We start from the raw sequence: 24,875 nt of genomic DNA on the forward strand, positions 1-24,875 counted from the left end.
ACATGACCCGCACCGTTTACGTGAATGGCGACTACCTGCCCGAAACCGAGGCTAAGGTTTCGATTTTCGACCGCGGCTTTCTGATGGCGGATGCCGTTTATGAGGTGACCAGCGTTCTGGGCGGCAAGCTGATCGACTTTGACGGTCACGCGGTACGTCTGAAGCGTTCGCTCGACGAGTTGGACATGGCAGCGCCCTGCAGTAAGGATGAGTTGCTGAATATTCACCGTAAGCTGGTCGAGCTGAACGAAATCGACGAGGGCATGGTGTATTTGCAGGTCACGCGCGGCAGCGATGGGGATCGGGATTTCGTCTTTCCGGCAGATGACGTCAAGCCGACGCTGGTGCTGTTCACGCAGAACAAGCCCGGCCTGGCCAACAGCCCGGCGGCGCAGAAGGGGATCAGCGTCATTTCGATCGACGATATCCGCTGGGGTCGCCGCGATATCAAGACAACGCAGCTGCTTTATCCTTCGCTCGGTAAGATGATGGCCAAGAAGGCGGGCGCAGATGACGCGTGGATGATCGAAGATGGGTATGTGACCGAGGGCACTTCGAACAACGCTTATTTCGTCAAGGACGGCAAGATCGTCACGCGCCCGCTGTCCAATGACATCCTGCACGGCATCACCCGCAAGGCCGTGCTGCGGATGGCCGCTGAGGCGCAGATGGTGGTCGAGGAACGGCTGTTCACCATCGATGAGGCGAAAGAGGCGGATGAGGCCTTTGTCACCTCGGCCTCGACCTTTGTGATGCCGGTGGTCGAGATTGACGGCGAGACGCTGGGTGCAGGCACGCCCGGCCCCATCGCCAAGCGCCTGCGCGAGATTTATCTGGAAGAAAGCCTGAAAGCGGCGGTCTAACCCCGCGCCTCTTCGCGCAGCGCCTGCGCGAGGTCGGCGTTTTCCAGCACATAACTGCCAAAGCTAGGCCGCCAGACCAGCCCCTTGTCGCGCAGCACGTCCAGCGCCTTTTGGATGCCGCCTTTGCTATAGTGTTTGCGGTCACCGGCCAGCGCCTGCCGGGTGTCGTCGGTGAACGGTGTGAAGTCGATGCCATCCACGGCCATCTTGCGCAGGATGGCCTGTTGCAGGTCGGTCAGGGTGCTGATCTCGGCCAGAAGCGCCTCGCGCATTTGAACTTTCTTCCGGTCGGCGATGGCGCGCAGCGCCTGATCGCCGGGGGTGGTTTCCAGAATAAGATCGCGCAGGCAGTCGTTCAGGATTTCGGGGCGGCGGCCCAGATCTTCGAACACCGCATCCATGGTGTCTGCCGAAACCTGCGCATCCTCGGCCAGCCGCGCATTGATCCGTTCGGTCAGGGCGGCGGTGTAGCTTTGCCCCAGCTTCGGGAAATCGCGCACGCGCGCGCCGAAGAAAGGGGCCTGCTGGTTGTGGATCAGCGCCGCCAGCTTGTCGCGATGCGAGCCGGTCATGACCAGATATAGCCGCGTCTCGAACCCCGCCTGATTGACCGCATCCCGCGCCGCCTTCAGCGCGTACATTGCGTTCCGGCCCGCCTCGGTCGCCAGACTTTGCTGTGCCTCGTCGACGATCAGGACCACATCCTTGCCGGTGGCCTCGCACAGCAGCATCAGCGCGTCGGGGATCGTGCCCTCCCACGCGCCGGCGGCCTTGAGGTTCACGCTAAAGCCCAGCGCCCCGATGGATGAGAACGGCACCCTGCGGCGCAGCTTTGCAATCAGCGAGTCGCACTCCTGCAGCGCGCGGGCCAGACGGGCGGTGATCAGCGCGCCTGGATCACTGCTGCGATCGGCCCAGAGGTCGACATAGATCACGAACCGGCCCTGATCTTCGAGCAGCGGGGTCAGATCGCGGCGCAGAAAGGTGCTTTTGCCGGTGCGGCGCGGGGCGGCCAGAAACAGCCCGGCGCTCTCCCCCACCAGCGGGTCGGGGTTGAGCAGGCCCGCGATCAGGGCGGCCTCGTCGGGACGCGGAATGTGATGGTCCTGGCTCATCGGTATCCTGTGTTACCCGGGATTGGGATGAAGTATTCTTGTGAGGAATACTTTAGGATACTTTCCGAAACGGTCAAGGAAAGGTTGGGGATCAGCCCTCTTTCCCCACATTCTCTTCGAAGGCGACCTTGAAGGCGGCCTGTTTCTCGGCGCTGGCGTCGGTCTGATAGTTCGCCTTCCATTCATCCATGGTCATGCCATAGAAAACCTGCCGCGCCTCGTCCTTGCCCATCTCGATGCCTTTTTCGTTGGCGGCTTCCTGATACCAGCGCGACAGGCAGTTGCGGCAGAACCCGGCCAGATTCATCATGTCGATATTCTGCACATCGGTGCGGTCTTCCATCAGGTGCTTTTGCAACCGGCGGAAGGCGGCGGCCTGAAGTTCGATTTCGGTTTGCTTGTCCATGTCAGGGCTCCGGCTTGTTGGGCGTGTTCCCGTCTGAGGTAGCAACCCGCCCCCGATGTTTCAACAAAAGCCGCTATAGCCCGCTGTCGGACAGCGCATCCTGCAGGATCACGGCCAGTCGTTCGGCCCAGTGCCGTTGTCCGTCATGATCCGCGATCAGATCGTTGCGCAGTTCGATCAGCGCATTAGGCCGCCCGAACGTGGTGCAGTGCTTGTCGATCGCATCGCCGGGCAGGACGCCGGTATAGGGCTCGTTGACCCCAACGCAGAGATCGTCCGCGGCCTGCAGCCGGTTGATCAGAGGGCGCGAGAACCGTTCATCGGGGGTATGCAGCACGCCGATATGCCACGGGCGTGGTTCGCGGCCCCGCAATTGGCGCGTGAAAGAGTGCATCGAGATGATGACCGCATGGGGCAATGCCGCCAGTTCCGCAAGCGCCTCGTGATAGGGGCGATAGCACGTCTGCAGGCGGCGTTCGCGCTCGGCCGCGTCCGCATGACGGTTGCCGGGGATGATCGAGCCGTCATAGAGCTTCATCACCAGCGTCGGGTCATCTTCGCCCCGGTTTGGATCGATCACCAGACGCGAGAAATTGGCCGCGATCACCGGCGTGTTCAGAAGCTCGCCCAGATGTTTCGAGACCTCATAAGCGCCGACGTCATAGGCAATGTGACGCTCCATATCTTCGCGCGGCAGGCCCAGATCGCCGCCGTTGATGTCGGGCGGCACCATATTGGTTGCGTGATCGCAGGTAATCAGCCAGCGCGACGGGCGATCCGCGCCATGAACAAAAAACGGAGAGTATGTCATGAGCCTGTCATCTTGTTTGATGCAGGTGTACGGCAGTTGCCTCGGAAAGGGAATTGCGCAATAAGCAGGCAAAGAACTGTTTGCGATAACATACGGACGTTTGAGGAGAGCCCGACAAATGCGACGCCTGAGAAATGTGAAAATCGTCGCGACGCTGGGACCGGCGTCCAATGACTATGACATGATCCGCGCCCTGCACGAGGCCGGGGCGGATGTATTCCGCCTGAACATGAGCCATGGCAGCCATGACGAGATTCGCGAACGGCACCGTATCATTCGGCAGGTCGAAAAGGATCTGGACAGCCCGATCGCGATTCTGGCCGACCTGCAAGGCCCCAAGCTGCGCGTCGGCGTGTTCGCCAACGACGCCGAGGAACTCGCGGAAGGCGCGGCCTTCCGGCTGGACCTTGATCCAGCGCCAGGGGACGCGGGACGTGTGTGCCTGCCCCACCCCGAAATTTTTGCCGCGCTGGAAGTGGGCGCACGGCTGCTGGTTAATGACGGCAAGATCCGCCTGATCGTGCAGGATTGCGGTCAAGACTTCGCCAACTGCACTGTCGAGGTTGGCGGAACGATTTCCAACCGCAAGGGTGTGAACGTGCCTGATGTGGTCCTGCCGCTGGCGGCGCTGTCGGCCAAGGATCGCGATGACCTGGAATTTGTGTGCCAGCTGGGTGTGGACTGGCTGGCGCTCAGCTTTGTGCAGCGGGCCAAAGATGTGTTTGAAGCGCGCGCGCTGGCGGATGGCCGTGCGTCGATTCTGTCGAAGATTGAAAAGCCTGCGGCGGTTGAGGCGTTTGACGACATTCTTGACGCCTCGGACGGAATCATGGTCGCGCGAGGCGATCTTGGGGTGGAACTGCCCGTCTCGGCGGTGCCGCCGATCCAGAAACGTCTGGTGCGCAAATGTCGAGGCGCGGCGAAGCCCGTCATCGTCGCCACCCAGATGCTGGAAAGCATGATCGAAAGCCCGATGCCCACGCGGGCCGAGGTCTCGGACGTCGCCACCGCGATCTACGAGGGGACGGATGCCATCATGCTCAGCGCGGAATCCGCAGCCGGGTCGTATCCGGTTGAGGCGGTGCAGACCATGAACAAGGTCGCCATCGAGGTCGAGGCCGATCCGACCTATGACCAGATCATCGCCGCCTCGCGGACGGCGAAGGGGACCACAATTGCGGACGGTATCGTTGCTGCTGCGCGTGAGATTGCCGAGAAAACCGACATCAAGGCGATCTGTTGTTTCACCCAAAGCGGCACCACTGCGTTGCTGACCGCACGCGAACGTCCTGGCGTGCCAATCATCGCCATGACCCCCGCCACCGGCACGGCACGCCGGCTGTGCCTCAGCTGGGGATGCCATTGCGTCATGACGCCCGAGTTGGAGCGATTCAAAGGCGCTGTGGTCAGCGCTGCGCGGGCCGCGCGGGCCGGCGGGTTCGCATCCGAGGCCGATCAGATCGTGGTCACCGCCGGTGTGCCCTTCAACGTACCCGGCACGACCAATATTCTGCGTATCGCGCCCTGTGACGAGCGGCTGATCTACAACACCGATCCGGGCTAAGACACGGCGCGGCCAGCGATATTTCACCTTGAGACCTTACATCTTGCCTATAATTTAGGCAAAAAGTTGCTTTGTTTTACAGGGTGTTAGGTGTTTGCCGGTTGTATCCTGCAATTATCTCTCTGTTTTTCCGTGTTTTTCCGGGATACTTGACCCTGGGGCAGTCCACTCAAACAAGTTCCAGGTTCCGGCTGCCCCGCCGGGGGCGAGGGCCCCGGCCAAATCAACAATAACGGAGGAACGAGATGACAACGAAAATTGTCATAGGACTGGACGGGACAGAAACCGGAGAGCGCGCGATCGCCTTTGCCAAGGACATGGCCGAGCGGATCGGAACATGCGAATTGCTGGTGGTTTACGTCATCGAATGGTCCCCTTTCACTTTCCAGACCCCTGAGGAAAACGCCCTGCGTCACAAGCGGCGCGAGGAAGAGGTTGAACTGGCCACGACGCGCATCATCGCGCCTGCGGTCGAGGCGCTGAAAGCCGCCGGGTTCGAGGCGCATGGCATCGTGCGTCATGGCGATGTGGCTGAAACGCTGAACAAGATCACCGTCGAAAACGGCGGGTCGCAGATCGTTGTCGGTCGGGCCTCGGCAGACGGATTCAAGAAACGCCTGTTCGGCAGCTCGACCCAGAATCTGGTCATGCATGCCGATGTTCCGGTTACGGTCGTGAACTGAGGGGAGGGACAAGAATGAATATGCACAACAAACTGGGCCTTGCCGCTCTGACCACTCTGGCCGCGGGCCCTGCAATGGCACAGGAAACCGTCGGGCTGGACGAAAAGATCAATCAGGCCTTTGCCGATTTCACCGGCCCCTTTGTCAGCTTTATCTTCGCACCATTTCCGGGAACCGGCTTCCCATGGATCGTGGGTTGGCTGGTGATCGCGGCCACGGTGTTCACACTGTATTTTGCCTTCGTGCAGCTGCGGTTCTTCAGCCATGCGATCAGCCTGGTCAAAGGTGACTATTCTGACCCCAATGATGCGGGTGAGGTCAGCCACTTTCAGGCGCTTGCAACGGCCCTGTCAGGTACGGTTGGCCTTGGGAACATCGCCGGTGTGGCGGTCGCCGTCGGTATCGGCGGACCGGGCGCAACCTTCTGGATGATCGTCGCGGGCCTGCTGGGCATGGCGTCGAAATTCACCGAATGTACGCTGGGCGTGAAATACCGCAACGAATACGAAGACGGCACCGTTTCGGGTGGCCCGATGTATTATATGTCCAAAGGGTTCAACGAGCTGGGCCTGCCGGGCGGTAAGATTCTGGCCGTTCTGTTCTCGATCTTCTGTATTCTCGGCGCGTTGGGCGGGGGCAATATGTTCCAGGCCAATCAGGCGCACCAGCAGATCGCGGGCATCGTCGGAGATTATCCGGGCTGGATCACGGGTCTGGTCTTTGCGGGCATCGTCTTCGCGGTGATCGTGGGCGGCCTGAAATCCATCGCCAGCGTGACCGAGAAGGTCGTGCCGTTCATGGGTGTGATGTATGTGCTGGCCGCTCTGATCATCATCATCATGCACGCAGACCAGATCGGTTGGGCCTTTGGTCAGATCTTCGCAGGTGCCTTCACCGGCCTCGGCGTTGCTGGTGGCATGGTCGGGGCGCTGATCCAGGGCTTCCGCCGTGCGGCGTTCTCGAACGAAGCGGGCGTGGGTTCTGCGGCGATTGCACACTCGGCGGTACGGACCAAGGAGCCGATCACCGAGGGCTTTGTCTCACTGCTTGAGCCGTTCATCGATACGGTCGTGATCTGTACGATGACCGCGTTGGTGATCATCATCACCCAGCAGCTGATCATCGACCCGGACACCGGCAACTACATGCTGAACGAAGCGGGTAACGCGATTGCAACCGTTGACGGCAACTCGGGCGTCAGCCTGACCTCAGCCGCCTTCGCAAGCGCCTTTAGCTGGTTCCCCTACGTTCTGGCCATCGCGGTGGTGCTGTTCGCCTTCTCGACCATGATCAGCTGGTCCTACTACGGCCTCAAGGCCTGGACCTACCTGTTCGGCGAAGGCCACACCAAGGAGCTGGTGTTCAAGATCATCTTCTGCGTCTTCGTGGTGATTGGCGCGGCGGCCAACCTTGGCCCGGTCATCGACTTCTCGGACGCGGCGATCTTTGCCATGGCGGTTGTGAACGTCTTCGCGCTCTACTTCCTGATGAAAGTGGTGCGTCAGGAGCTGGCATCCTACGCGGAACGGCTGAAAAGCGGCGAGATCCGCAAGTTCGGTCACTAAACGCTTTCACCGGGGCGGCCCGCAGCTGCCCCGGTGCATGACCGTTGCGGATTCCGCAGATTCTGGTCGAAACCCCCTTGCCAGTATGACCGAACTTGCGTAAACGGCGCATCTGTTGCGTGACCGGCCGAGATGGCATGCCGAGTCGCGTCTGAAACCGAACCCGAGAATAGGAGACGGAAATGCCTAAGATGAAGACGAAGTCGAGCGCCAAGAAGCGCTTCAAGGTGACTGCGACCGGTAAGGTCCTTGCTGGCCAGGCCGGCAAGCGTCACGGCATGATCAAGCGGACCAAGAAGTTCATCCGCGACGCCCGTGGCAACACCACCCTGTCCGCCCCCGACGCAAAGATCGTCAAGGGCTACATGCCCTACGACCGCTAAGAGGAGATTTGAGAGATGTCCCGCGTTAAAGGTGGAACCGTAACTCACGCCCGTCACAAGAAGATCATCAAGGCCGCAAAAGGCTATTATGGTCGTCGCAAGAGCAACTTCAAAGTTGCCACCCAGGCCGTCGACAAGGCCAACCAGTACGCAACCCGCGACCGCAAGAACCGCAAGCGCAACTTCCGCGCGCTGTGGATCCAGCGTATCAACGCTGCTGTCCGTTCGCATGACGAGGCTCTGACCTATTCCCGCTTCATCAACGGCCTGAACCTGGCCGGTATCGAAGTGGACCGCAAAGTTCTGGCTGATCTGGCTGTACACGAACCGGAAGCGTTCGGTGCAATCGTCGCCAAAGCTCAGGCTGCTTTGACCGCCTGATCCTGATCCAGAGAGACAGTGAACAGAAAGGCCGCTCTCGTCAGAGCGGCCTTTTTTGCTATTGGCGCTGATGGATTTGGTCGTTTTGCAAAGGCTTCTTTCAACAACGACCGACGCGCACAGACACGGGGCTACACGCCACGTTCTGTCACGTGCCAGAGGTCTGCGGACGCTGGATGAGAACCGAACACGAAGCCCTGCGAGAGACACGCGCGGCTGTCGAACCAAGAAAGTAGTCCATGGCCGACGGATGATGAGCGCCGACGATAATCAGGTCAGCGCCGATTTCACGCGCGACCTCGGTGATGCGCATACCGGGTTTTCCGGTTTCAACCTGACAATCGATATCTGTGGTATCCGCTGCAAGCGATCTGAGCTTTGTCATGATCTTGTCGGTCAGGTGATTTTCAGACTTCACGGTCACAAATTCCGCGGTGAACCCGGGAATTTGTTCAAGCACGGTCAAAAGCGTGATCTTCCCCCCCGCGGCCAAGAGGTTTCGGGCGGTAGCGATCTTTTCGCCGACCAGTTCTTCGTGATCAATGGCAACGGGTATCAGTACGGATTTGAACATATAAGGTGCTCCTTACTGGGAAGAGGTGTCGTCTGAGGGCCGCCCCATAAATGCCCGCGTGACAACTGGATCCAATCGCGGCGCATCCTGTCCACGGGCAATCTGCGCAAGGGTGTAGGGCTGATGGCTCATCATATATCTCACAAACTCGCCGGATCGGCGGGGTCAGCCAGATGCAGGGCTTGCCTATAAAGATGCGCCGGAACGCGCAACCCGTCCTTGTCAGCCAACGCGATGGCACGGCGGCGACGCTCGCCCGGCAGACGTGCGCCATCCAGCGCGCTGATCTGTCCAAGCAGGTCAGCCACCCGGCCAGCGAACCCAGACCGCGCGCCCGGATTGATGGCGATCAGGGTTTGACCCACATCCGGCGTGTCTCCATCCGCGTTGAAGAACGAACCCGCCTCGCGGCTGAACGCGCTTCCTGTCAGCGCGGCGGCCAGAATTTCGACCATAAGCGCCAGCGCAGTGCCCTTGGCGTCGCCAATTGGCAACATTGTACCACCCAGCGCGGCCTCGGGGTCTGTGGTAGGGTGCCCTGCGGCGTCCAGCGCCCAGCCTGCCGGGATAGAGGTGTTCGCCTTCTTCGCCGCCATAACCTTGCCGCGTGCCACGACGGACAAGGACAAATCAATAACCAGTGGCGAGCCGTCGGCGACCGGCGTTGCGAAGGCAATCGGATTGGTCCCGAAGATGGGCTCTTTGGCGCCCCAAGGCGCAATCGCCTTAGGCGTATTGGCAAACATCAGGCCGATCAGGCCCGCCTCGGCGATCTGTTCGACCTGCACCGACAGCGCTCCACAGTGATGAGAGTTGCCGATGGTCATGACGGCAATGCCCATGTCACGCGCAAGGGGGATTCCCGCCTCGAGCGCTGCCTCCAAGGCCGGATAAGCGAAGCCGTGATCCGCCATCACATGCACCGCTGCGGGTGCATGCTGCGCGACGACTGGTTTGGCATCTGCGTTGATCTTTCCACTGCCCAGTTGCGCCACATAATCGGCCACACGGCTAAAGCCGTGACCAACCTGCCCTTCGCTTTCCGCAGCCACCAATGCGCGCGCGACGCTTGTCGCGACAGCATTGGAAACGCCCGCTCTCTCGAAAACAGCGGTCAGCAGAGAGATCGCCTCTGCAAGCGTCAGGTGGATCGTATCAGCCATCTAAGCCCCGGTTTCATCCGAAAGGCGGCCGCTGCACCAGCCGCCGCCTCTTGGAGTTTATGCGCTGCGATACAGCTTGGTCATCGAGAACTCCCGATGCCCCAATGCTTCAGCCGCTGTATTGCGGCCGTTCGCGGTCCGGCGGATCATGTCGATCAGCGCGTCTCCGGCCTGGTCAATCGTCTGCTCGCGGCGCAGAATGCCCGAAACATCGACATCCACGTGCTCGCCCATGGTGCGCACGGTGCGCGGGTTCGCCGTGATCTTGATAACCGGAACAATGGGATTGCCGACCACATTGCCCTGCCCTGTCGGGAAGGTATGGATTACGGCCCCGCCCGCCGCCATCAACGTAACGCATTCCGCCGCCGCCGAAGAACTGTCCATAAAGTAAAGCCCTTTGCCCGATTGCGGCTGCTCGGCGGGTTCGAGAATGTCGATATATTGCGAGGTCCGGCCGATCTTTTCGAGATTGCCCAGCGCTTTTTCCTCGATGGTGGTCAACCCGCCTTCGATGTTACCTTTGGTTGGCTGGCTGTCGCTCAGATCATCGGTCTGATGCGCGAAAATCACATCGTCCTGATAGGCCTTCCACATCTTGTACCAGCGCTCGCCCACCTCTTCGTTGATGGCGCGCTTCTGGCAGATGTGTTCCGCCCCGGTGATCTCTGAAGTTTCGCCAAAGAAGCCGGTAATCCCCTCGGGCAACAGCTTGTCGTACATATTGCCGACGGTCGGACAGGACCCCAGACCCGTTGTCGTGTCGCTTTCACCGCATTTTGTGGAAATCCACAGCTCGTTGATCGAGCATTCTTCGCGCTGGATTTCAGTGGCCTTGTGGACAAAGTCCTTGGCCGCCCACGACGCCCGGCGAATGGTTTCAAAGTCACCGTTTTGTTCGATCGAGAACTCGGCCACTTCCTTGCCGGTCTCGCGAATGCCATCGGCAATGCGCTTGGTCCAACCGGGTTCAATCCCGATCACCACCACCGAATGCACGTTGGGGTTGGCGCCCGTGCCAATCATTGTCCGAAAATGCAACTCGAGGTCTTCGCCGAACTGCAGGCGGCCATAGGCGTGTGGAATTGCCAGCGTGCCTTTGACGTTGTTGGCCACCGCTTCGCAGGCGGCATTCGAGATATCGTCAACCGGCAGGATCAGCACGTGGTTGCGCACACCAACCCGGCCATTTTCACGCCGGTAGCCCATGACGGTCATGTTTGAATATTTGCTCATGCTATTGATCCCTTACCAACGCTTGGTCTTGCAATTGTGGGTGTGGACATGCCCGCCCTGGGGGATGTCGGCGATAATTTTGCCAATATCCTCGCCATATTTGATCGCGGTATCCCCGTCTTTGAGGTCCTTGAGGGCAATCTTGTGCCCGATCGGAACGTCTGCGCCTGCGGTCAGGCGGAAGGTCGAGTTGTCGTGGGTGATACAGCACAGCATGTCCGTGCCTGCGGTCAGACCTTCGACAACCACCACACCGACATTGTCTTCCTCTTCATGCACCAAAAGGTGCGGTATTTCGTTTGGGGCTGGATTTGACATCAACGTCTCCGATTTCGCTATGGTTTAAGGATTGTTTTCGGCGCAAGCGTTCGGCCTGCGCGAATGTCTGCAAAGGCGGCGGCCCCCTCGGACAGGGTGCGGGTTTCCACCCAGTCGAGCGGTCCAAGGCGGCCATCAAACATGGCGCTGCACGTGTCGCGGAAATCCTGTGCGGTATAGGTATAGGTACCGATCAGGGTGATTTCCTGCAACGTGATACGCCGGATATCCAGCCCGCCATCGGAACTGCCAAGGCCGATATGCAAGATGACCCCACCGGGGCTGACGAGTGCGGATGCAACCGCCCGGGTGGTGGCAAAACCCACCGCATCGATCACCAATGGGATGTCCTGTTCCGGGGCCTCCACCACCTCGATGCCACAGACCTCGCGCAGATAGCCGGCGCGGGCTGCGTTGGGTTCCGAAAGGCTCACCCGCTCAACCCCCATCGCACGCAGCGCCAGCGCTGCGGCCAAGCCGATCGCGCCGCCTCCGATCACATGGGCGCGCCGGTCATCTGCGGGATGCAAAGCTGCAAGCCCAAGCCGCACCGCATGCCAGCTGACCGCAATCGGTTCGGCCAGCGCGGCCTGCTCCAGCGTGATATGCGCGGGCACTTCAACCAGATTTCGGTCCGGTATGGCGACGTATTCGGCGAAAGCGCCCTCACGCGGCGGCATCGAGATAATCTGACGCGAGGGGCACAGATTTTCGCGACCCGACCGGCTGGCAGCGCTGTTGGGGTCCGTAACCAACGGGTTGATCGTGACGCGCCGACCATCCGAGGTCACTCCAGCCCCTTCATGGCCAAGTATCAACGGGGCCGGACGCCGCTCGTCATGGCCCAGATAGGCGTGCATATCCGATCCGCAGATTCCAACACTGTCGATGCGCACCAGAACCTCGTCCGGGCGCGGCTCGGGATCCGCAAAACCGCGGTAGTCCAGCGTTTCGACATCGGTATAGACCAGCGCTTTCATTTCGCAGTGAACCCCCCGTCAACCATCAGAACCTGCCCGGTCACATAAGCGCAAGCATCCGAGCAAAAGAAAAGCAAAGGTCCATCAAGATCTTCAGGTTCACCGTTCCGCCCAATGCAGGTCTGGGCCGCGTTGCGAGCCGCGCGCTCGGGGTCGTCGAACACAGCGGCCGTCAGTTCGGTTCGGAAAAACCCCGGACCAATGGCATTCACACATATACCGCTTGAGGACCAGCTTTCGGCCATCGCCCGGGTCAGTTGCGCGACACCACCCTTCGATGCCCCATAGCTGAGTCCCCCCGGAAAGGCCCGGCTGGACTGGAGCGAGGCAAAATTGACGATCCGCCCCCATCCCTTTGCCTTCATTCCGGCGACAAGATGCTGCGACAGAAAGAAGGGTACCGCAAGATTCAGCCCGATCGTGATATCCCATCCCTCGGGCGAGACATCATCCGCAGCTTCGCGCGTGTTGATCCCGGCGGCATGCACGACAATATCCGGTGCGCCAAATGGCTGTGCCGCAACAACCGCCAGCTCGGCCAGCCCATCACGATCCGAAAGATCCCAAGGTAAGGCGTGGACCTGATCCAACTCTGCCAACGCCTGAGCACGCCGGGCGACGCCAACAACCATGGCGCCAGCCTGCGACAGAATGTGGGCTGCGCGACGCCCGAGGCCTGAACTGGCCCCGGTCACCAACGCGACATGTCCTGTAAGATCAGGGTGATAGGTCACGAGCAGACTCAGTCTTCGGCTGTCAGATCAAAGTTTTCGCCGGGGAAAAACTTGGCCAGTCGAATATCTGCCGTACGCGCATGCGCCTCCATTCCTTCCAGGCGCGAGATGCGGGCCGTGGCCTGGGCGATTGGTTTCATCGCGTCCGCAGTCGAGCGCTGCCAGGTCACGATTTTCATGTATTTATGCACGCTCAGACCACCGGTATAGGTCGCGGCGCGGCTGGTCGGCAGCACGTGATTGGTGCCCGAGGCTTTGTCACCGAAGGCCACCGTAGTCTCTTCGCCCAGAAACAACGACCCGTAGCAGGTCAGCCGATCCAGCCACCAATCAAGATCGTCTGCCATCACCGTCAGGTGTTCCGGGGCGTATTGATCAGATGTCGCAGCCATCTCTTCACGGTCTGCACACAGGATGACCTCGGCATAGTCGCGCCATGCTGCGGTCGCGTTTTCACGGTTCACCTCGGGCAGATCATCGATCAGAACCGGCACCAGACGCATGACCTCTTCGGCCAAATCACGATTGTCTGTCACCAGCCAGACCGGCGAGTTGTAGCCATGTTCGGCCTGTCCAACCAGATCGGTCGCGACAACCATCGGGTCAGCGGTGGCATCCGCAAGGACGAGACTGTCGGTCGGCCCCGCGATCATGTCGATACCAACGCGTCCAAACAGGATGCGTTTGGCTTCGGCCACAAACTGGTTGCCGGGACCCACAAGGATGTTTGCCTTTGGCAGGCCAAACAGCCCGAAGGTCATCGCCGCAACTCCCTGCACGCCACCCATGGCCATGATCTTGTCTGCGCCACAGATATGCGCCGCGTAGACGATCGCAGGCGCGATACCAACATCAGGACGCGGGGGCGAACACGCCACGATGTGCTTGCATCCCGCCACCTTGGCCGTCGTCACCGTCATGATTGCACTGGCGATGTGGCTATACCGACCGCCCGGCACGTAACAGCCTGCAGCATCTACAGGGATCATCTTCTGCCCGGCTGTTAGGCCCGGCACAACCTCCACCGCGATGTCGGTCATGGATGCCTTTTGCGCCTCGGCAAAACGTTTGACATTGCCGTGGCTGAACTCGATATCCCGCTTCAGCTTTTCCGGGACCGCATCGATCGCGGCCTGGATTTCTGCATCGCTGAGGATGACATTGCCTTCGTACTTGTCAAATTTGGCAGCGTATTCCAACGCTTTGGCATCGCCCCCTGCTTCGATGTCGTTCAGAATCCCCTGAACGATTTCGCTCACATCCGAGGCGCCGCTGCGCGCGGTCAGCGTGGCTTTCTTGAGGTACTCACGGGTCATGAAGTGACTCCTTTTTCCTACCGCGTCTTTCGGCGGCTTAACGATAGACATCAGGCAAAAGTGAGGTCGAGAACGCCGGAATATAGGCGATCATCAGTGTCACGATCAGCATGAAGAAGACGAAGGGGATGGCGCGGTAAGCGATCTTGAGGATCGACTCGCCCGTAATTCCCGAGACAACGAACAGATTTAGCCCCAGCGGTGGGGTGATGAACCCAACCCCAAGCGCCGTGATCATCATGATGCAGAACTGAATCTGGTTCATTTCGATTTCTTGCGCCAACGGGTACAGGATCGGCGCCAGTATCACGATGTTGGGTGTCGTTTCCATGACGCAGCCCGCTATGATCAGGATCAGAACCATCATGCCGATCAGAACGTATTCGTTGGTGCTGACCGAGGTCAGAGCGCCGACAAAGCCCTGTGGCACGCCGATAATGGCCAGAGCCTCGGCCAGCGGGATGGAGAACGCGATGATCGGAAGGATCACACCGTTGACCTTGGCCGAACTGACCAGCATCGCCGGGAAGTCGGACAGCTTTAGCGTGCCTAGGATAAATCCGATGACGATGGTGACAACCACGGCCACCGCGCCGGCCTCGGTCGGGGTCAGTTTGCCCGAAAAGATGCCGTAAAAGATGATCCCCGGCACAAGGAATGCATACCAGCCGGACTTGACCGTCTTCCACAGGTTCGCGCGCCATTCGGCGGCGGTCATCATGCCACCACCTTCCCAGAGGTTGAGCCGGTTCATCACCACATTGGTGATCAAGATCGCGGTCAGGATCAGAAGGCCGGGGATCAACGCTGCAAGGAACAGGGTCGAAACCGCAATGCCCAGCACAAGCCCGATGATGATATAGGCGATGGAGGGCGGGATCAGGATGCCGGTACAGGCCCCTGCGGCAACCAAGGCGCAAGCATAGGGGCGCGGATAGCCGCTTTCGACCAACCGGTCGATGGTCATGCGACCAACCGCGGCAGCACCTGCCGCATCCGAGCCGGAGATCGCCGCGAACATGCCGCACACAAGAACAGTGGCCGAGCCAAACCCACCCTTGGCCCAACAGGTCAGCGCCTCGGCTACGTCCAGAAATTTGCGACTGAGCCCCGTTCGGACAAGCACATCCCCGGTCAGGATGAACAGCGGAACGGCTGTCAGCGCGAAGGCGTCAATGCCCGAGAACAGTTTTTCACCCACAAGGCTCAGCGGCAATGCGCCGGACATGAGCAGCATGGTGATCGACGCGGCGCCGATGGCGGCCCAGACCGGGACGGCCAGCGCCACAAGCACGACGAAGAGAATGACAGAGGCGTAGAAATCCCAGCCAAGTTCCAGCGTTTGACCGCCGAGTTGTTGCCACATCATGGCTCGATCCCTCCCTTAATCAAACAGCTTGTCGCCTTCGTAGACGGGACGGCCCGCTCGAAGGTCGGCAACATCGCGGAGGAAGGACTGCACCAGCCGGAAGATGACCAGCGCGAAGCCGAACGGCACCGCCATGAGGAAAAAGACCTGACTGATCCGCAGACCGTGCGTGACGGACCCGAATTTCCAGGACACGTGGACGGTCTCCCAAGACCAGTAGATCGCAACAAGCGCCACAATGAACATGACGATGTCGCCGAATATGTAGAGCAGCGTTTTGACGGTGTGCGGCACGTAGTGCATCAGAACATCAATGCGGATATGCCCGCGCTCTTTCACTGCGGCGGCTGCCCCGATCCATGCAAGATAGATAAACGCATACCGGACGATTTCTTCGCCCCAGATGGATGAGTAGGCAAAGAGCTCGCGCCGGACCACTTCGATGAACATCGTGCCGACAAGCATGACGTAGAAGACTAATAGCAGCCAACGTTCGGCGTTCTTATCAATCGCCCTAAAGAGCTGAGACATGGCATCCTCACTGCCGTCGCGCAGAGGCGACGTGTTCTAGTGGGTTTTTTGGTAAAACAAGAATTGGGTGAGCCGACGCACAAGGCGTCGGCCCAGAGACGCCATCAGGCGTCATGCACGTAGTATTTCGCGCGCGTCCCTGCGGCTTCTTCCAGCTTGGCGAAGGTCTCCATGGACCCGGCCAATTCGGTTTTGAAACCATCCCATTCGCTGCGCTGGTACCCGCCGACCTCTTGCCACTCGGCCAACTGATCTTCGCTCAGCGAGTGGAATTCGACACCATTGGCAATCAGCTGCGACATCGCATAGGCGCGCGCCGAGGGCACCTTGGACAGGTTTTGCTGCTGGGTGACATCACCCGCAAACTCGATACCTTCCTTCACATCCGTTGGCAGGCTGTCGAACCATTCGAGGTTGATCGAATAGACCTGGCTGTCCGGCACCGCCTGCGTGAAGGTCACGTGGCTCAGAATCTCCCCGAAACCAAAGACTTGCAGCGCGCCGACCGAGGGATCAAGTGCGTCTGCAACACCCTGTCGGATGGCCGACGGGGTCTCACCCCATGCTACAGGCGTCGGGTTTGCACCGACCATCCCGTAGTACTGCTGCAGCATTTTTGATCCCGGTACACGGAATTTGACGCCGGACATATCACCGGGCGTGATGATCGCATTGCCACCTTTGCGAACCGCAACGACACGCGGGTCGATCACGATGTACATCAGCGCCTTAAACCCGGATGCCGCGATTTTTGGATCGACTTCCGACTTCCAGGCCTCGGACGAGGTCAGGTTTGTAAACCGCTGGTTCGAGCCGCAGAAATAGGGAAGATTGATAAGGTCCACGACACTTGCGAACGGCGCGAAATTGGCCAGCGAGTGCTGCGCGCACTGAATCGTACCGCCTTGGACTGCCTGCGCCAAGGCCCCGCCCGCACCAAGCTGTCCGCCCGGAGCAAGCTTCACATAGACTTTGCCATTCGTCATGTTCTGGATGTTTTCTTTAAGATCCAGCTGCATGATCGGATAGCTCCGCGATGCGCCCAGAACATATGCGGTGGCCAGCGTCATCTTGAATTCCGCGGCATTTTCGCGATCACGTTCTTCTGCCGCTGTTTGCGCTGCGGCCTCGCTGGACCACAATGTGCCCGCAGCACCCGCAACCATGGCCGCCGTGAACGACCCGGTGCCCGCAAGTTTCAGAAAATTCCGACGCTCAGCCGAAGCCAGCTCCTGTTTGGTCTTGTCCATGTGTTATCCTCCCGTTGGACTTTTTTTCGGATTTATTCCTTTGGTTTTTCCTCCGAAATTTCTTTTGCTTCGCTGCGTAGAATGCCGACCGAGAAGGCGATGGCCGCCGCGAACAAGATCAGCATTTCCCAGACGTTGTTGACCAGAGGCGCTTTCCAGACCGCCCCGATCACCACATTCGCGACAAAGGCAACCAGCAATATCCCTGCTATCAAGTACGGCATGCACCCTCCCTGACCCGCCCAATGTACGGCACCGAGTCGCAGCAAATGTAAGCGCTTACATTTTGTGATGCAAGCGCTTACATTATATCTATGCTAAGCTGGCCTTTGACTTCGCCCTTTTGCTTGCACGCAACCTGGGCTAGGTGCCCGCCCCGAATGATAAGAAAAACCATGCTTCAAAGCGGAAACGAAAACCCGGTCCCCACGCTCGCAGATGTTGCGCGTCATGCGAAGGTATCCACCGCAACCGTATCACGGTGTCTGAATTCGCCCGAGCGGGTCGGGCCGGACACCCGCGCCCGCGTTCTGGCCGCCGTCAGCGAGCTTGGCTATGCGCCAAATTTCGGCGCAAGGGCCCTTGCGGCGCGGCAGACGAATACGATCGCCGCTGTGATCCCGACGATGGAAAACGCCGTATTTGCGCGTGGGCTGCAGGCTTTTCAGGAAGAACTTGTCCGACAAGGTAAAACGCTGCTGGTTGCATCATCGGCCTATGATGCCGAGCTTGAGGAACAACAGGTGCGTGCGTTGGTGGCAAGGGGCGCCGACGGCCTTCTGCTGATCGGGTACGATCGCGAACCAGAGATCTACGATTTTCTTGAAAAGCGTCGCGTGCCAACCTTGATCGCTTGGTCTTTCAACCCCGAGGAATCGCGGACCGCGATCGGCTTTGACAACCGGGCGGCCATGCACGCCCTCGCCCGACAAGTCATCGCACAGGGGCATCAGCATATCGGTTGCATCTCCGCTCCGACCCGGTCGAACGATCGCGCGCGCGGGCGCGTGCACGGTATCCGTGATGCCAAGATCGAAGCGGGCCAGGATCCGGATTCCGTATTTCTGATCGAGACCGCCTACGGCATCGAAACCGGCGAGATCGCATTTCGCGAGCTTATGACAGCGGCGCCGCAGACGACGGCAGTGATGTGCGTGAACGACGTTTTGGCTGTCGGCGCGTTGCGCGCAGCGCGCGAAATGGGCCTGAAGGTTCCAAAGGACATATCGATCACCGGTTTTGACGACATCGAGATTGCCATGCTTGCCGAACCAGCCCTGACAACCGTTCATGTCCCCCATCGCGAGATGGGACGCCGCGCTGCGGGTATGCTTATTCAAATGATCACAGATGGCCTGAAAGGTCAGAGCGTCGAACTGCCAACTGAAATCCGGTTACGCCAGTCGCTGGGGCCGGTTCCGCCGACTTAACAGTGATTGCTTTGCGGCTGATCATCCTTTGCACAAGCTGCATCTTGAACCGCATCACAATCAGTCACTCCGCCCCCACTTGCGCAATGAACGGCTGGTCCGGCAGCTCGGCCCTCATCTCAGCCGAGTCTTGTGGTTTAGTGCGCAAATCTTTCAAGAAAGACGACCTCAGTTTGGAGGTGTCAGCATGGTTGTGAGTGTCGCGGTTGTGGCCAGAACCGCCAGTCCGACGATGACCTCGACCTCGATAGATCGGGCAAGGTGGTGGCCCGCTTTGGCGTCTCGATTTCGCAGGGCCGGAACAAATCGCAGTTTATTTGCGGCCGCCAACGTCAACAGGCACCCGACAAGCAGGACTTTGACCAGCAGCGCGCGTCCGTAGCCCGTAGAAACCAAACCCTGCACCGTACCTACAAGCAGCCAGGACATCCACAGACCCGCAGCAATCAAAACTGGAACCGCCAGCGCAGCGGCTTGCCCAAACCGACGCCCCAGCGCAGCCGCGTCTTCAATGCACTCGGGCCGCAGCGCCAACGCCCGCAGCGGGCTGAATATTCCGAGCCAAAAGGCTATGCAGAGCAGATGCAAAAACAACAAGAGTTGGACATAAAGATAGTCCATCTGAAGAACATGCCCGATCTGCGCAAATGACCACAAAGCCAGCGCTCCGCCCGGCAACGCGATCCAATTACCGACGCGCGGCAAAGACAGCCCGACAAGAATCAAAACCGCCCCGGCCAGCCTGTACACCAGCGCATCGCCTGCGGAAGTCTGCCAAAGCAGACCAAGCATCTCAGGGTCGACCAGACCCTCCACGCTGCCCGTCAAGGCCGCCGCGCCAAGCATGAAGCCGGTTATCGCAGCCACAATAGCGAGACAAGCGAGGGTCATCGCCTGGCGCTTCATCATCAGACGCACCGGTTTGACAAGATCCGAATACAGGCAATTGACGAGAACAAGCCCGGCCGCTCCCACAAACCCGATATAAAGCATGAGCTTGGCGAGGAGTGCCGCAACTTCCCAGATGTCTGGCATGCTCATTCCACAGTAAAGGAAAACTCACCTTGCATCACATGGCCATCCTCACCCAATCCACGCCATTCGATGACGTAGAGGCCGGTTTCGGCGGTCGGCAAGGGAACCGCAAACACCCGATCGAAACCCGTTTGCTCACCGAGTTCGAGGCTGACTGAGGGACTATTGTCATGCACCATTTCTACCCGCGTCAACCTGATGCCCTTGTCAAAAGTAAGGCCGATTTCAGCAGGTGCCGCATCAATTGTCGCGCCATGCGCCGGCGTCGTCTCCTGCACCTTTGAATGCGCCAGTGCGCCAGCGGGAAGCAGGCCCGTGAGGACGAGCGCTACAACTTTTTTCATGGGTAAATCCTCAATTCACTCAATGGCGCATGGATACCACGAATCTACGTGATCGCCAGAGCAACGTCACCTCGAGCTGACCCTCACCGAGGCGGGATCAACTTACTTCCGTCGCAGGCGCAGGTGCATCGTACAGAAAACAAAACGATATCCGGACTGACCTTTTCCCAGCCGGGTGGCCAAGGACCGATCAAACCGCCAGCACATTCTTGATTTCGCCGGATCAGGCGGCGTCTTCTTTCGGGGGCTCTTTGGCCCCGGTCATGAAAGCCACTGCATCCGACATCGTGTAGTCTTTGGGATCAATCGTGCAAAGCCGTTTGCCCAGCCGATGCACGTGAATACGGTCGGCAACCTCAAATACATGCGGCATGTTATGGCTGATCAGGATGATCGGTATGCCTCGGGCGCGCACATCCTGGATAAGCTCCAGCACCTTGCGACTTTCTTTTACGCCCAATGCGGCGGTCGGTTCGTCCATGATGATGAACTTGGTCGCAAAGGCCGCGGCACGCGCAACCGCGACACCCTGCCGTTGACCACCTGACAGCGTCTCGACAGCCTGATTGATCGACTGCACCGTCATCAACCCAAGTTCAGTCAGTTTTTCGCGCGCAAATTTCTCCATAGCGGGACGGTCGAGTTGACGCAGATACCGCCCCATGAATCCCGGCTTTCGGATCTCGCGCCCCATGAACATATTGTCTGCAATCGACAGCGCCGGCGACATTGCCAGTTGCTGATAGACAATCTCGATCCCCATGTTCCGCGCGTCGATAGGAGAGGAGAAGTTTACCTTTTCCCCCTCGATCAGGATTTCGCCTTCGTCCGGAATCGTGGCACCGCAGATCGCCTTGACGATGGAAGATTTGCCTGCGCCGTTGTCCCCGATCACCGCAAGGATTTCACCTTGCCGCAGTTCAAAGTCGGAATGATCGATTGCGGTGACGTGGCCATAGCGCTTCACGATCCCGCGGCCCTGGACGACTGGTGTTGTGTCTGACATTAGCCCGATACCTTTCTGATCCACTGGTCGACAGCGACCGCTGCGATGATGAGAAGACCGATCAGCAGGAAGGTCCACTGCGCATCCGCCCCCAGCAATCTCAGCCCCAGGGTAAAGACGCCGACGATCAGCGCCCCGAACAGCGACCCCAGAATGGACCCCCGCCCGCCAAACAATGAGATGCCACCGATCACCACTGCGGTGATGCTTTCGATATTGGCCAACTGGCCCGATGTCGGTGACACCGATCCGATGCGCCCAATCAGAGCCCATCCCGCAAACGCACAGATCAAACCCGAGAGCATATAGACCGACATCAGCGTTCTGTGGACATTGACACCCGACAGTTCGGCGGCCTCGGGGTCGTCACCCACGGCATAGACATGCCGACCCCAGGCCGTGTGTTTGAGCGCGTAGGCCAGCACAAAAATCAAAACGAGCATAAAGATGACGCCGACTGTAAATGTCGCGCCGCCCACACTGAATTTGGTGCCAAAGAACTGAAGGAACGGCGCGTTGGCCTCGATATCCTGACTGCGAATGGTCTCATTCGCAGAGTACAGGAAATTTGTGGCCAGCACGATCTGCCACATCCCGAGCGTGACGATAAACGGCGGAAGTTTCACGCGGCTGACAAGCCAGCCGTTGAGGGCACCGATCAGGGTTCCCATTGCAAGTCCACACATCACCGCAACGGGGACCGGGATACCGTATCGGAATGTGAACTGGCCCATGATCACGGATGAGAAAACCATGATCGCACCAACGCTCAGATCGATGCCTGCGGTCAGAATGACCAGACTTTGCGCTGCGGCCACGATGCCGACAATCTGAACCTGTTGCAGGATCAGGGTCATCGCGAAGGGTGAGAAGAATTTTGAACCCAGCAGAAGGCCAAAGATCGCTATCGCCCCAATCAGGACGATCAGCGGAACGAAGGACGGATTGACATGGAGAAGATGCTGCAACTTCCCCAGAACACCACGCCGATGATCCTCAAACTCTGCCACTGTTTCCGTTTTGCTGGCGGCGGCTTCGAATTCCTGGGCGCTTTGGTTTGCTTCGGACATATCTCCCCCTTTTTCGTGGCCTGCAATAGCCCCCACGAAATCAGTGTACAGGAAGTTTCAGTTTGCTGGTGAACGGAATGATGAGGCGCTCTGATACGCCTCACCATGAAAGGGCGGTATCAGCCCCAGCAGAGATCAAGACCTTCTGCGACCGAAAGCGACTCTACACCATCAACGGGCTGGTCGGTGATAAGCGCAACACCCGTGTCATAGAAGTCCTTGCCGGGCGTGTTTTCAGGCTTCACGCCCTCGTCGGCCCACTTCTTCACGGCTTCAACCCCTAGCGATGCCATCAACAGCGGATATTGCTGGCTTGTGGCTCCGATCACTCCGGCTTCGACGTTTTGAACGCCGGGGCAACCCCCATCGACCGAAACGATCAGGACGTCGTTCTCACGCCCGATGGATTTCAGCGCCTCGTAAGCCCCTGCTGCAGCGGGTTCGTTGATCGTGTGCACAACATTGATCGAAGGGTCCTTGGCCAGAAGGTTTTCCATCGCACGACGGCCGCCTTCCTCGTTGCCATCCGTGACATCGCTGCCAACCAGACGCGCATCGGTTTCATCACCAATGACATTCGGGTCCGCCAGGTCTACGCCGAAACCATCCAGAAAGCCCTGATTGCGCAGAACATCCACCGTCGGCTGGCTGACGTTCAGATCAAGGGTGGCAATTTTTGCGTCGGCCGCTGCATCGCCCATCTTGGCTTTGGCCCATTGGCCGATCAGCAAACCCGCCTTGTAGTTGTCCGTCGCAAAAGTTGCGTCGGCAGAGTCAATCGGGCTGAGCGGCGTATCCAGCGCAATGACCAACACGCCTGCGTCCCGCGCCTGCTGAACGGCAGGCACGATCGAGCTTGTGTCAGAGGCCGTCAGCAAAATACCCTTGGCACCATCGAGAATGCAGGTTTCGATGGCCTGGACCTGCGTTTCATGGTCGCCATCAACCTTGCCAGCGAACGCCTTGAGCGTCATGCCCAACTCTTCTGCTTTGGCAGTCGCGCCTTCCTTCATTTTGACAAAGAAAGGATTGGTGTCCGTCTTGGTGATCAGACATACGGTTTCTCCGGCCGCCTGAGCAGATGCAGCCGCCATCGTCAGCACCGTCGCTGATGCGGCAAGCGTGAGTAGATTTCTCATGTTGTCCTCCCAAAATAGATTTCGCCTCGCCAGCGTGCCCGCAAGACGTGCCTCCATCCTCCAATGAAGGTCTTGTTCAAGAAACCGTGATTCTGGTCTCTGTGTCAATAAATAAATAAAGTTTATTTATTAATTTACCCGAGCGCCTTTTCATAAGAAAACAAGGCGTTTATGTTCAGAATTATGGAGAAAGAGGCGCTCAAAATCCTGACCGGCGGGGTCAGTCAAAGCGGTGTTCGTGACCACAACGAACGTCTGATTTTGACCGTTTTACAACGACATGGACCTACAGCAGGCGCAGATGTCGCACGGCTGACGGGGCTGTCTCCGCAGACAGTATCGATCATTTTACGCAAGCTCGAAAAAGACCAGATTCTCAAACGCGGAACCCCTTTGCGTGGAAAAGTTGGCAAGCCTTCGGTTCCGATGGAACTCAACCCCGAAGGCATCCTGTCTGTGGGGATGAAAATCGGGCGGCGCAGTGCCGATCTTCTGTTGATCGACTTTACGGGCAAGCCCCGCCACCAGCTGACAACGGCCTACGACTATCCCCTGCCCGATGTGATTTTCGGATTTCTCGAAACCGGTTTGGAAACGCTTTTGGCCCGCGAGCCCCAAAGGTTGCGCGACCGTGTCTGCGGTATCGGGATCGGAACCCCGTTCGAGCTTTGGAAATGGCACGACCTTACGGGAATTGCTGCAAGAAAGTTCAGCTCATGGAGAAATGTCAACTTCTTCTCGGAAGTTGCCAAATTCACTGACCTGCCGGTTTTTGTTGTGAATGACGCAACCGCCGCGTGCCGCGCCGAGCACCTGTATGGCCGCGGGGCCGAATACCGTGACTATTTCTATTTCTTTATCGGCTCGATGATCGGTGGCGGTGTCGCACTGAACGGCACCGTATTTGAAGGCAACCAAGGCAATGCGGGTGCTCTGGGTGCCATGCGTACAACCGGTCCTCTGGGTGAAAGCCAGCAATTGATCGACACCGCCTCGTTGTTCCTGCTTGAGGATAGGTTAATCGAAGCCGGTGTTGATCCCAGGATTCTCTGGAACAAGCCGCAGGATTGGAGCAGCATCTCACGTTATGTCGAGCCGTGGATCGGAACCACCGCCCAGGAACTGGCAAAGGCGGCGCTGTCGATCTGCGCCGTCATCGACTTCGAGGCTATTTTCATCGACGGGGCTTTCCCGACCGACGTTCGGGACGAGCTTGTCGCCCGCGTGCGCCGGTATTTGGCAAACCAGGACAAACGCGGTTTGATTCCTCCTGTTGTGGAAGCAGCCGCGATTGGAGAAAACGCGCGAGGTATCGGAGCCGCGAGCAGCCCGATTTTCCGTCAGTTTCTTTTGAACACGAATGCGGGTCTTTCTGGGATGTAGACGACCTCATTCCAGTTTGCGCCACCCAGGCATCTCGCGATACCGATACCCCCTACGACGGTGTCTGCGCGCTCACTGAGGACAGCGCCCCGCGTAAATATTTGCCCTTGGCCGCTATGACCGAAATTTCTACGCGCAGTGATGCGGCGTGTTGCTTGCCGGACCAAGTTCTGGCCTGCAACCAGACAGGTGTGCCGGACAGACTAGGCCCGCCACACGATGTGGC

The 24,875-nt window shown here is 59.0% G+C and carries 27 protein-coding genes; 8 read left to right on the forward strand and 19 right to left on the reverse strand.

Annotated features, from left to right (window positions below; all coding sequences use genetic code 11):
* Positions 1-2 precede the first annotated feature (2 nt).
* Entirely contained in the window at positions 3-863 is an 861-nt protein-coding gene (locus ACR3EN_RS02685; RefSeq protein WP_480819162.1) for a D-amino-acid transaminase, read from the forward strand.
* Here ACR3EN_RS02685 and ACR3EN_RS02690 read toward each other — a convergent pair.
* The 3 genes from ACR3EN_RS02690 to ACR3EN_RS02700 form a co-directional block, all read right to left on the reverse strand.
* Entirely contained in the window at positions 860-1,978 is a 1,119-nt protein-coding gene (locus tag ACR3EN_RS02690) for an ATP-binding protein (protein ID WP_480870326.1), read from the reverse strand. The two genes, ACR3EN_RS02685 and ACR3EN_RS02690, sit on opposite strands and share 4 nt — an antisense overlap.
* 91 nt (positions 1,979-2,069) lie before the next feature.
* Positions 2,070-2,384 (reverse strand): DUF1244 domain-containing protein, encoded by a 315-nt coding sequence (locus ACR3EN_RS02695; RefSeq protein ID WP_480819160.1) that lies wholly within the window; start codon positions 2,382-2,384, stop codon positions 2,070-2,072.
* Between the two features lie 73 nt (positions 2,385-2,457).
* Positions 2,458-3,195: an N-formylglutamate amidohydrolase gene (locus ACR3EN_RS02700; RefSeq protein ID WP_480819159.1), complete on the reverse strand. Its 738-nt coding sequence runs from the start codon at positions 3,193-3,195 to the stop codon at positions 2,458-2,460.
* A 118-nt stretch (positions 3,196-3,313) separates the two neighbouring features.
* Here ACR3EN_RS02700 and pyk point away from each other — a divergent pair, with 118 nt between their 5' ends.
* The 5 genes from pyk to rplT all read left to right on the forward strand — a co-directional run bounded on the left by pyk (position 3,314) and on the right by rplT (position 7,771).
* Entirely contained in the window at positions 3,314-4,759 is a 1,446-nt protein-coding gene (pyk, locus tag ACR3EN_RS02705; RefSeq protein ID WP_480819158.1) for a pyruvate kinase, read from the forward strand.
* 245 nt (positions 4,760-5,004) lie between these two features.
* A complete protein-coding gene (locus ACR3EN_RS02710) occupies positions 5,005-5,442 on the forward strand; it encodes a universal stress protein (RefSeq protein WP_480819157.1) in 438 nt (145 codons plus the stop codon).
* A 14-nt stretch (positions 5,443-5,456) separates the two neighbouring features.
* Complete coding sequence (locus ACR3EN_RS02715; RefSeq protein ID WP_480819156.1) at positions 5,457-7,007, forward strand: alanine/glycine:cation symporter family protein; 1,551 nt, start codon at positions 5,457-5,459, stop codon at positions 7,005-7,007.
* A gap of 182 nt (positions 7,008-7,189) precedes the next feature.
* Positions 7,190-7,390 carry a 50S ribosomal protein L35 gene (gene rpmI, locus ACR3EN_RS02720; protein ID WP_010443552.1) on the forward strand — a complete coding sequence of 67 codons (201 nt, stop codon included), beginning with the start codon at positions 7,190-7,192 and terminating at the stop codon, positions 7,388-7,390.
* A 15-nt stretch (positions 7,391-7,405) separates the two neighbouring features.
* Positions 7,406-7,771, forward strand: coding sequence for a 50S ribosomal protein L20 (gene rplT / locus ACR3EN_RS02725; protein ID WP_170658380.1), 366 nt, complete (start codon positions 7,406-7,408; stop codon positions 7,769-7,771).
* Between the two features lie 148 nt (positions 7,772-7,919).
* Here rplT and ACR3EN_RS02730 read toward each other — a convergent pair whose 3' ends face one another.
* From ACR3EN_RS02730 to ACR3EN_RS02780, 11 genes are all read right to left on the reverse strand, one after another.
* Entirely contained in the window at positions 7,920-8,345 is a 426-nt protein-coding gene (locus ACR3EN_RS02730; protein WP_480819155.1) for a universal stress protein, read from the reverse strand.
* A 140-nt stretch (positions 8,346-8,485) separates the two neighbouring features.
* Positions 8,486-9,508: an Ldh family oxidoreductase gene (locus tag ACR3EN_RS02735; protein WP_480819154.1), complete on the reverse strand. Its 1,023-nt coding sequence runs from the start codon at positions 9,506-9,508 to the stop codon at positions 8,486-8,488.
* A gap of 57 nt (positions 9,509-9,565) precedes the next feature.
* Positions 9,566-10,744, reverse strand: a complete 1,179-nt coding sequence (locus tag ACR3EN_RS02740; protein WP_480819153.1) for a UxaA family hydrolase — start codon at positions 10,742-10,744, stop codon at positions 9,566-9,568.
* A 12-nt stretch (positions 10,745-10,756) separates the two neighbouring features.
* The gene (locus ACR3EN_RS02745) at positions 10,757-11,062 is read right to left on the reverse strand and encodes a UxaA family hydrolase (protein WP_480819152.1); all 306 of its coding nucleotides are present in this window, start codon (positions 11,060-11,062) and stop codon (positions 10,757-10,759) included.
* A 17-nt stretch (positions 11,063-11,079) separates the two neighbouring features.
* A complete protein-coding gene (locus ACR3EN_RS02750; protein ID WP_480819151.1) occupies positions 11,080-12,042 on the reverse strand; it encodes an alcohol dehydrogenase catalytic domain-containing protein in 963 nt (320 codons plus the stop codon).
* A complete protein-coding gene (locus ACR3EN_RS02755) occupies positions 12,039-12,776 on the reverse strand; it encodes an SDR family NAD(P)-dependent oxidoreductase (RefSeq protein ID WP_480819150.1) in 738 nt (245 codons plus the stop codon). The genes ACR3EN_RS02750 and ACR3EN_RS02755 overlap by 4 nt, the downstream gene beginning before the upstream one ends.
* 8 nt (positions 12,777-12,784) lie before the next feature.
* Positions 12,785-14,092, reverse strand: coding sequence for a histidinol dehydrogenase (hisD, locus tag ACR3EN_RS02760; protein WP_480819149.1), 1,308 nt, complete (start codon positions 14,090-14,092; stop codon positions 12,785-12,787).
* A gap of 37 nt (positions 14,093-14,129) precedes the next feature.
* Positions 14,130-15,461: a TRAP transporter large permease gene (locus ACR3EN_RS02765; protein ID WP_480819148.1), complete on the reverse strand. Its 1,332-nt coding sequence runs from the start codon at positions 15,459-15,461 to the stop codon at positions 14,130-14,132.
* A 15-nt stretch (positions 15,462-15,476) separates the two neighbouring features.
* Entirely contained in the window at positions 15,477-15,992 is a 516-nt protein-coding gene (locus tag ACR3EN_RS02770) for a TRAP transporter small permease (protein WP_480819147.1), read from the reverse strand.
* A 104-nt stretch (positions 15,993-16,096) separates the two neighbouring features.
* Positions 16,097-17,242, reverse strand: a complete 1,146-nt coding sequence (locus ACR3EN_RS02775; RefSeq protein WP_480819146.1) for a TRAP transporter substrate-binding protein — start codon at positions 17,240-17,242, stop codon at positions 16,097-16,099.
* 32 nt (positions 17,243-17,274) lie between these two features.
* Entirely contained in the window at positions 17,275-17,466 is a 192-nt protein-coding gene (locus ACR3EN_RS02780) for a hypothetical protein (protein WP_480819145.1), read from the reverse strand.
* A gap of 171 nt (positions 17,467-17,637) precedes the next feature.
* Between ACR3EN_RS02780 and ACR3EN_RS02785 the strand changes: the two genes are divergently transcribed.
* Positions 17,638-18,672, forward strand: a complete 1,035-nt coding sequence (locus ACR3EN_RS02785) for a LacI family DNA-binding transcriptional regulator (RefSeq protein WP_480819144.1) — start codon at positions 17,638-17,640, stop codon at positions 18,670-18,672.
* A gap of 168 nt (positions 18,673-18,840) precedes the next feature.
* On the opposite strand, the gene ACR3EN_RS02790 is transcribed toward ACR3EN_RS02785, so the two are convergent.
* The 5 genes from ACR3EN_RS02790 to ACR3EN_RS02810 form a co-directional block, all read right to left on the reverse strand.
* Entirely contained in the window at positions 18,841-19,707 is an 867-nt protein-coding gene (locus ACR3EN_RS02790; protein WP_480819143.1) for a copper resistance D family protein, read from the reverse strand.
* Between the two features lie 2 nt (positions 19,708-19,709).
* Positions 19,710-20,051 carry a copper resistance CopC family protein gene (locus ACR3EN_RS02795; protein ID WP_480819142.1) on the reverse strand — a complete coding sequence of 114 codons (342 nt, stop codon included), beginning with the start codon at positions 20,049-20,051 and terminating at the stop codon, positions 19,710-19,712.
* A gap of 223 nt (positions 20,052-20,274) precedes the next feature.
* A complete protein-coding gene (locus ACR3EN_RS02800) occupies positions 20,275-21,057 on the reverse strand; it encodes an ATP-binding cassette domain-containing protein (RefSeq protein WP_480819141.1) in 783 nt (260 codons plus the stop codon).
* Positions 21,057-22,127 carry an ABC transporter permease gene (locus tag ACR3EN_RS02805; protein WP_480819140.1) on the reverse strand — a complete coding sequence of 357 codons (1,071 nt, stop codon included), beginning with the start codon at positions 22,125-22,127 and terminating at the stop codon, positions 21,057-21,059. Before ACR3EN_RS02805 ends, ACR3EN_RS02800 begins: the two co-directional genes overlap by 1 nt.
* 119 nt (positions 22,128-22,246) lie before the next feature.
* Entirely contained in the window at positions 22,247-23,266 is a 1,020-nt protein-coding gene (locus ACR3EN_RS02810) for a substrate-binding domain-containing protein (RefSeq protein ID WP_480819139.1), read from the reverse strand.
* Positions 23,267-23,449: 183 nt separating this feature from the next.
* Here ACR3EN_RS02810 and ACR3EN_RS02815 point away from each other — a divergent pair, with 183 nt between their 5' ends.
* Entirely contained in the window at positions 23,450-24,649 is a 1,200-nt protein-coding gene (locus ACR3EN_RS02815) for an ROK family transcriptional regulator (protein ID WP_480820043.1), read from the forward strand.
* Positions 24,650-24,875 lie beyond the last annotated feature (226 nt).

It is taken from the genome of Ruegeria sp. G7 (assembly GCF_056535465.1).

Excerpts from the sequence above, each read along its gene's own strand:
- ACR3EN_RS02715 (WP_480819156.1), top strand. The coding sequence starts at position 5,457 with ATGAATATGCACAACAAACTGGGCCTTGCCGCTCTGACCACTCTGGCC.
- rplT (WP_170658380.1), top strand. The coding sequence starts at position 7,406 with ATGTCCCGCGTTAAAGGTGGAACCGTAACTCACGCCCGTCACAAGAAG.
- ACR3EN_RS02740 (WP_480819153.1), bottom strand. The coding sequence starts at position 10,744 with ATGAGCAAATATTCAAACATGACCGTCATGGGCTACCGGCGTGAAAAT.
- ACR3EN_RS02815 (WP_480820043.1), top strand. The coding sequence starts at position 23,450 with ATGGAGAAAGAGGCGCTCAAAATCCTGACCGGCGGGGTCAGTCAAAGC.
- ACR3EN_RS02735 (WP_480819154.1), bottom strand. The coding sequence starts at position 9,508 with ATGGCTGATACGATCCACCTGACGCTTGCAGAGGCGATCTCTCTGCTG.
- ACR3EN_RS02690 (WP_480870326.1), bottom strand. The coding sequence starts at position 1,978 with ATGAGCCAGGACCATCACATTCCGCGTCCCGACGAGGCCGCCCTGATC.
- ACR3EN_RS02770 (WP_480819147.1), bottom strand. The coding sequence starts at position 15,992 with ATGTCTCAGCTCTTTAGGGCGATTGATAAGAACGCCGAACGTTGGCTG.
- ACR3EN_RS02785 (WP_480819144.1), top strand. The coding sequence starts at position 17,638 with ATGCTTCAAAGCGGAAACGAAAACCCGGTCCCCACGCTCGCAGATGTT.
- ACR3EN_RS02765 (WP_480819148.1), bottom strand. The coding sequence starts at position 15,461 with ATGATGTGGCAACAACTCGGCGGTCAAACGCTGGAACTTGGCTGGGAT.
- ACR3EN_RS02800 (WP_480819141.1), bottom strand. The coding sequence starts at position 21,057 with ATGTCAGACACAACACCAGTCGTCCAGGGCCGCGGGATCGTGAAGCGC.
- rpmI (WP_010443552.1), top strand. The coding sequence starts at position 7,190 with ATGCCTAAGATGAAGACGAAGTCGAGCGCCAAGAAGCGCTTCAAGGTG.
- ACR3EN_RS02695 (WP_480819160.1), bottom strand. The coding sequence starts at position 2,384 with ATGGACAAGCAAACCGAAATCGAACTTCAGGCCGCCGCCTTCCGCCGG.
- ACR3EN_RS02750 (WP_480819151.1), bottom strand. The coding sequence starts at position 12,042 with ATGAAAGCGCTGGTCTATACCGATGTCGAAACGCTGGACTACCGCGGT.
- ACR3EN_RS02710 (WP_480819157.1), top strand. The coding sequence starts at position 5,005 with ATGACAACGAAAATTGTCATAGGACTGGACGGGACAGAAACCGGAGAG.
- pyk (WP_480819158.1), top strand. The coding sequence starts at position 3,314 with ATGCGACGCCTGAGAAATGTGAAAATCGTCGCGACGCTGGGACCGGCG.
- ACR3EN_RS02775 (WP_480819146.1), bottom strand. The coding sequence starts at position 17,242 with ATGGACAAGACCAAACAGGAGCTGGCTTCGGCTGAGCGTCGGAATTTT.
- ACR3EN_RS02780 (WP_480819145.1), bottom strand. The coding sequence starts at position 17,466 with ATGCCGTACTTGATAGCAGGGATATTGCTGGTTGCCTTTGTCGCGAAT.
- hisD (WP_480819149.1), bottom strand. The coding sequence starts at position 14,092 with ATGACCCGTGAGTACCTCAAGAAAGCCACGCTGACCGCGCGCAGCGGC.
- ACR3EN_RS02685 (WP_480819162.1), top strand. The coding sequence starts at position 3 with ATGACCCGCACCGTTTACGTGAATGGCGACTACCTGCCCGAAACCGAG.
- ACR3EN_RS02805 (WP_480819140.1), bottom strand. The coding sequence starts at position 22,127 with ATGTCCGAAGCAAACCAAAGCGCCCAGGAATTCGAAGCCGCCGCCAGC.
- ACR3EN_RS02745 (WP_480819152.1), bottom strand. The coding sequence starts at position 11,062 with ATGTCAAATCCAGCCCCAAACGAAATACCGCACCTTTTGGTGCATGAA.
- ACR3EN_RS02730 (WP_480819155.1), bottom strand. The coding sequence starts at position 8,345 with ATGTTCAAATCCGTACTGATACCCGTTGCCATTGATCACGAAGAACTG.
- ACR3EN_RS02795 (WP_480819142.1), bottom strand. The coding sequence starts at position 20,051 with ATGAAAAAAGTTGTAGCGCTCGTCCTCACGGGCCTGCTTCCCGCTGGC.
- ACR3EN_RS02790 (WP_480819143.1), bottom strand. The coding sequence starts at position 19,707 with ATGCCAGACATCTGGGAAGTTGCGGCACTCCTCGCCAAGCTCATGCTT.
- ACR3EN_RS02700 (WP_480819159.1), bottom strand. The coding sequence starts at position 3,195 with ATGACATACTCTCCGTTTTTTGTTCATGGCGCGGATCGCCCGTCGCGC.
- ACR3EN_RS02810 (WP_480819139.1), bottom strand. The coding sequence starts at position 23,266 with ATGAGAAATCTACTCACGCTTGCCGCATCAGCGACGGTGCTGACGATG.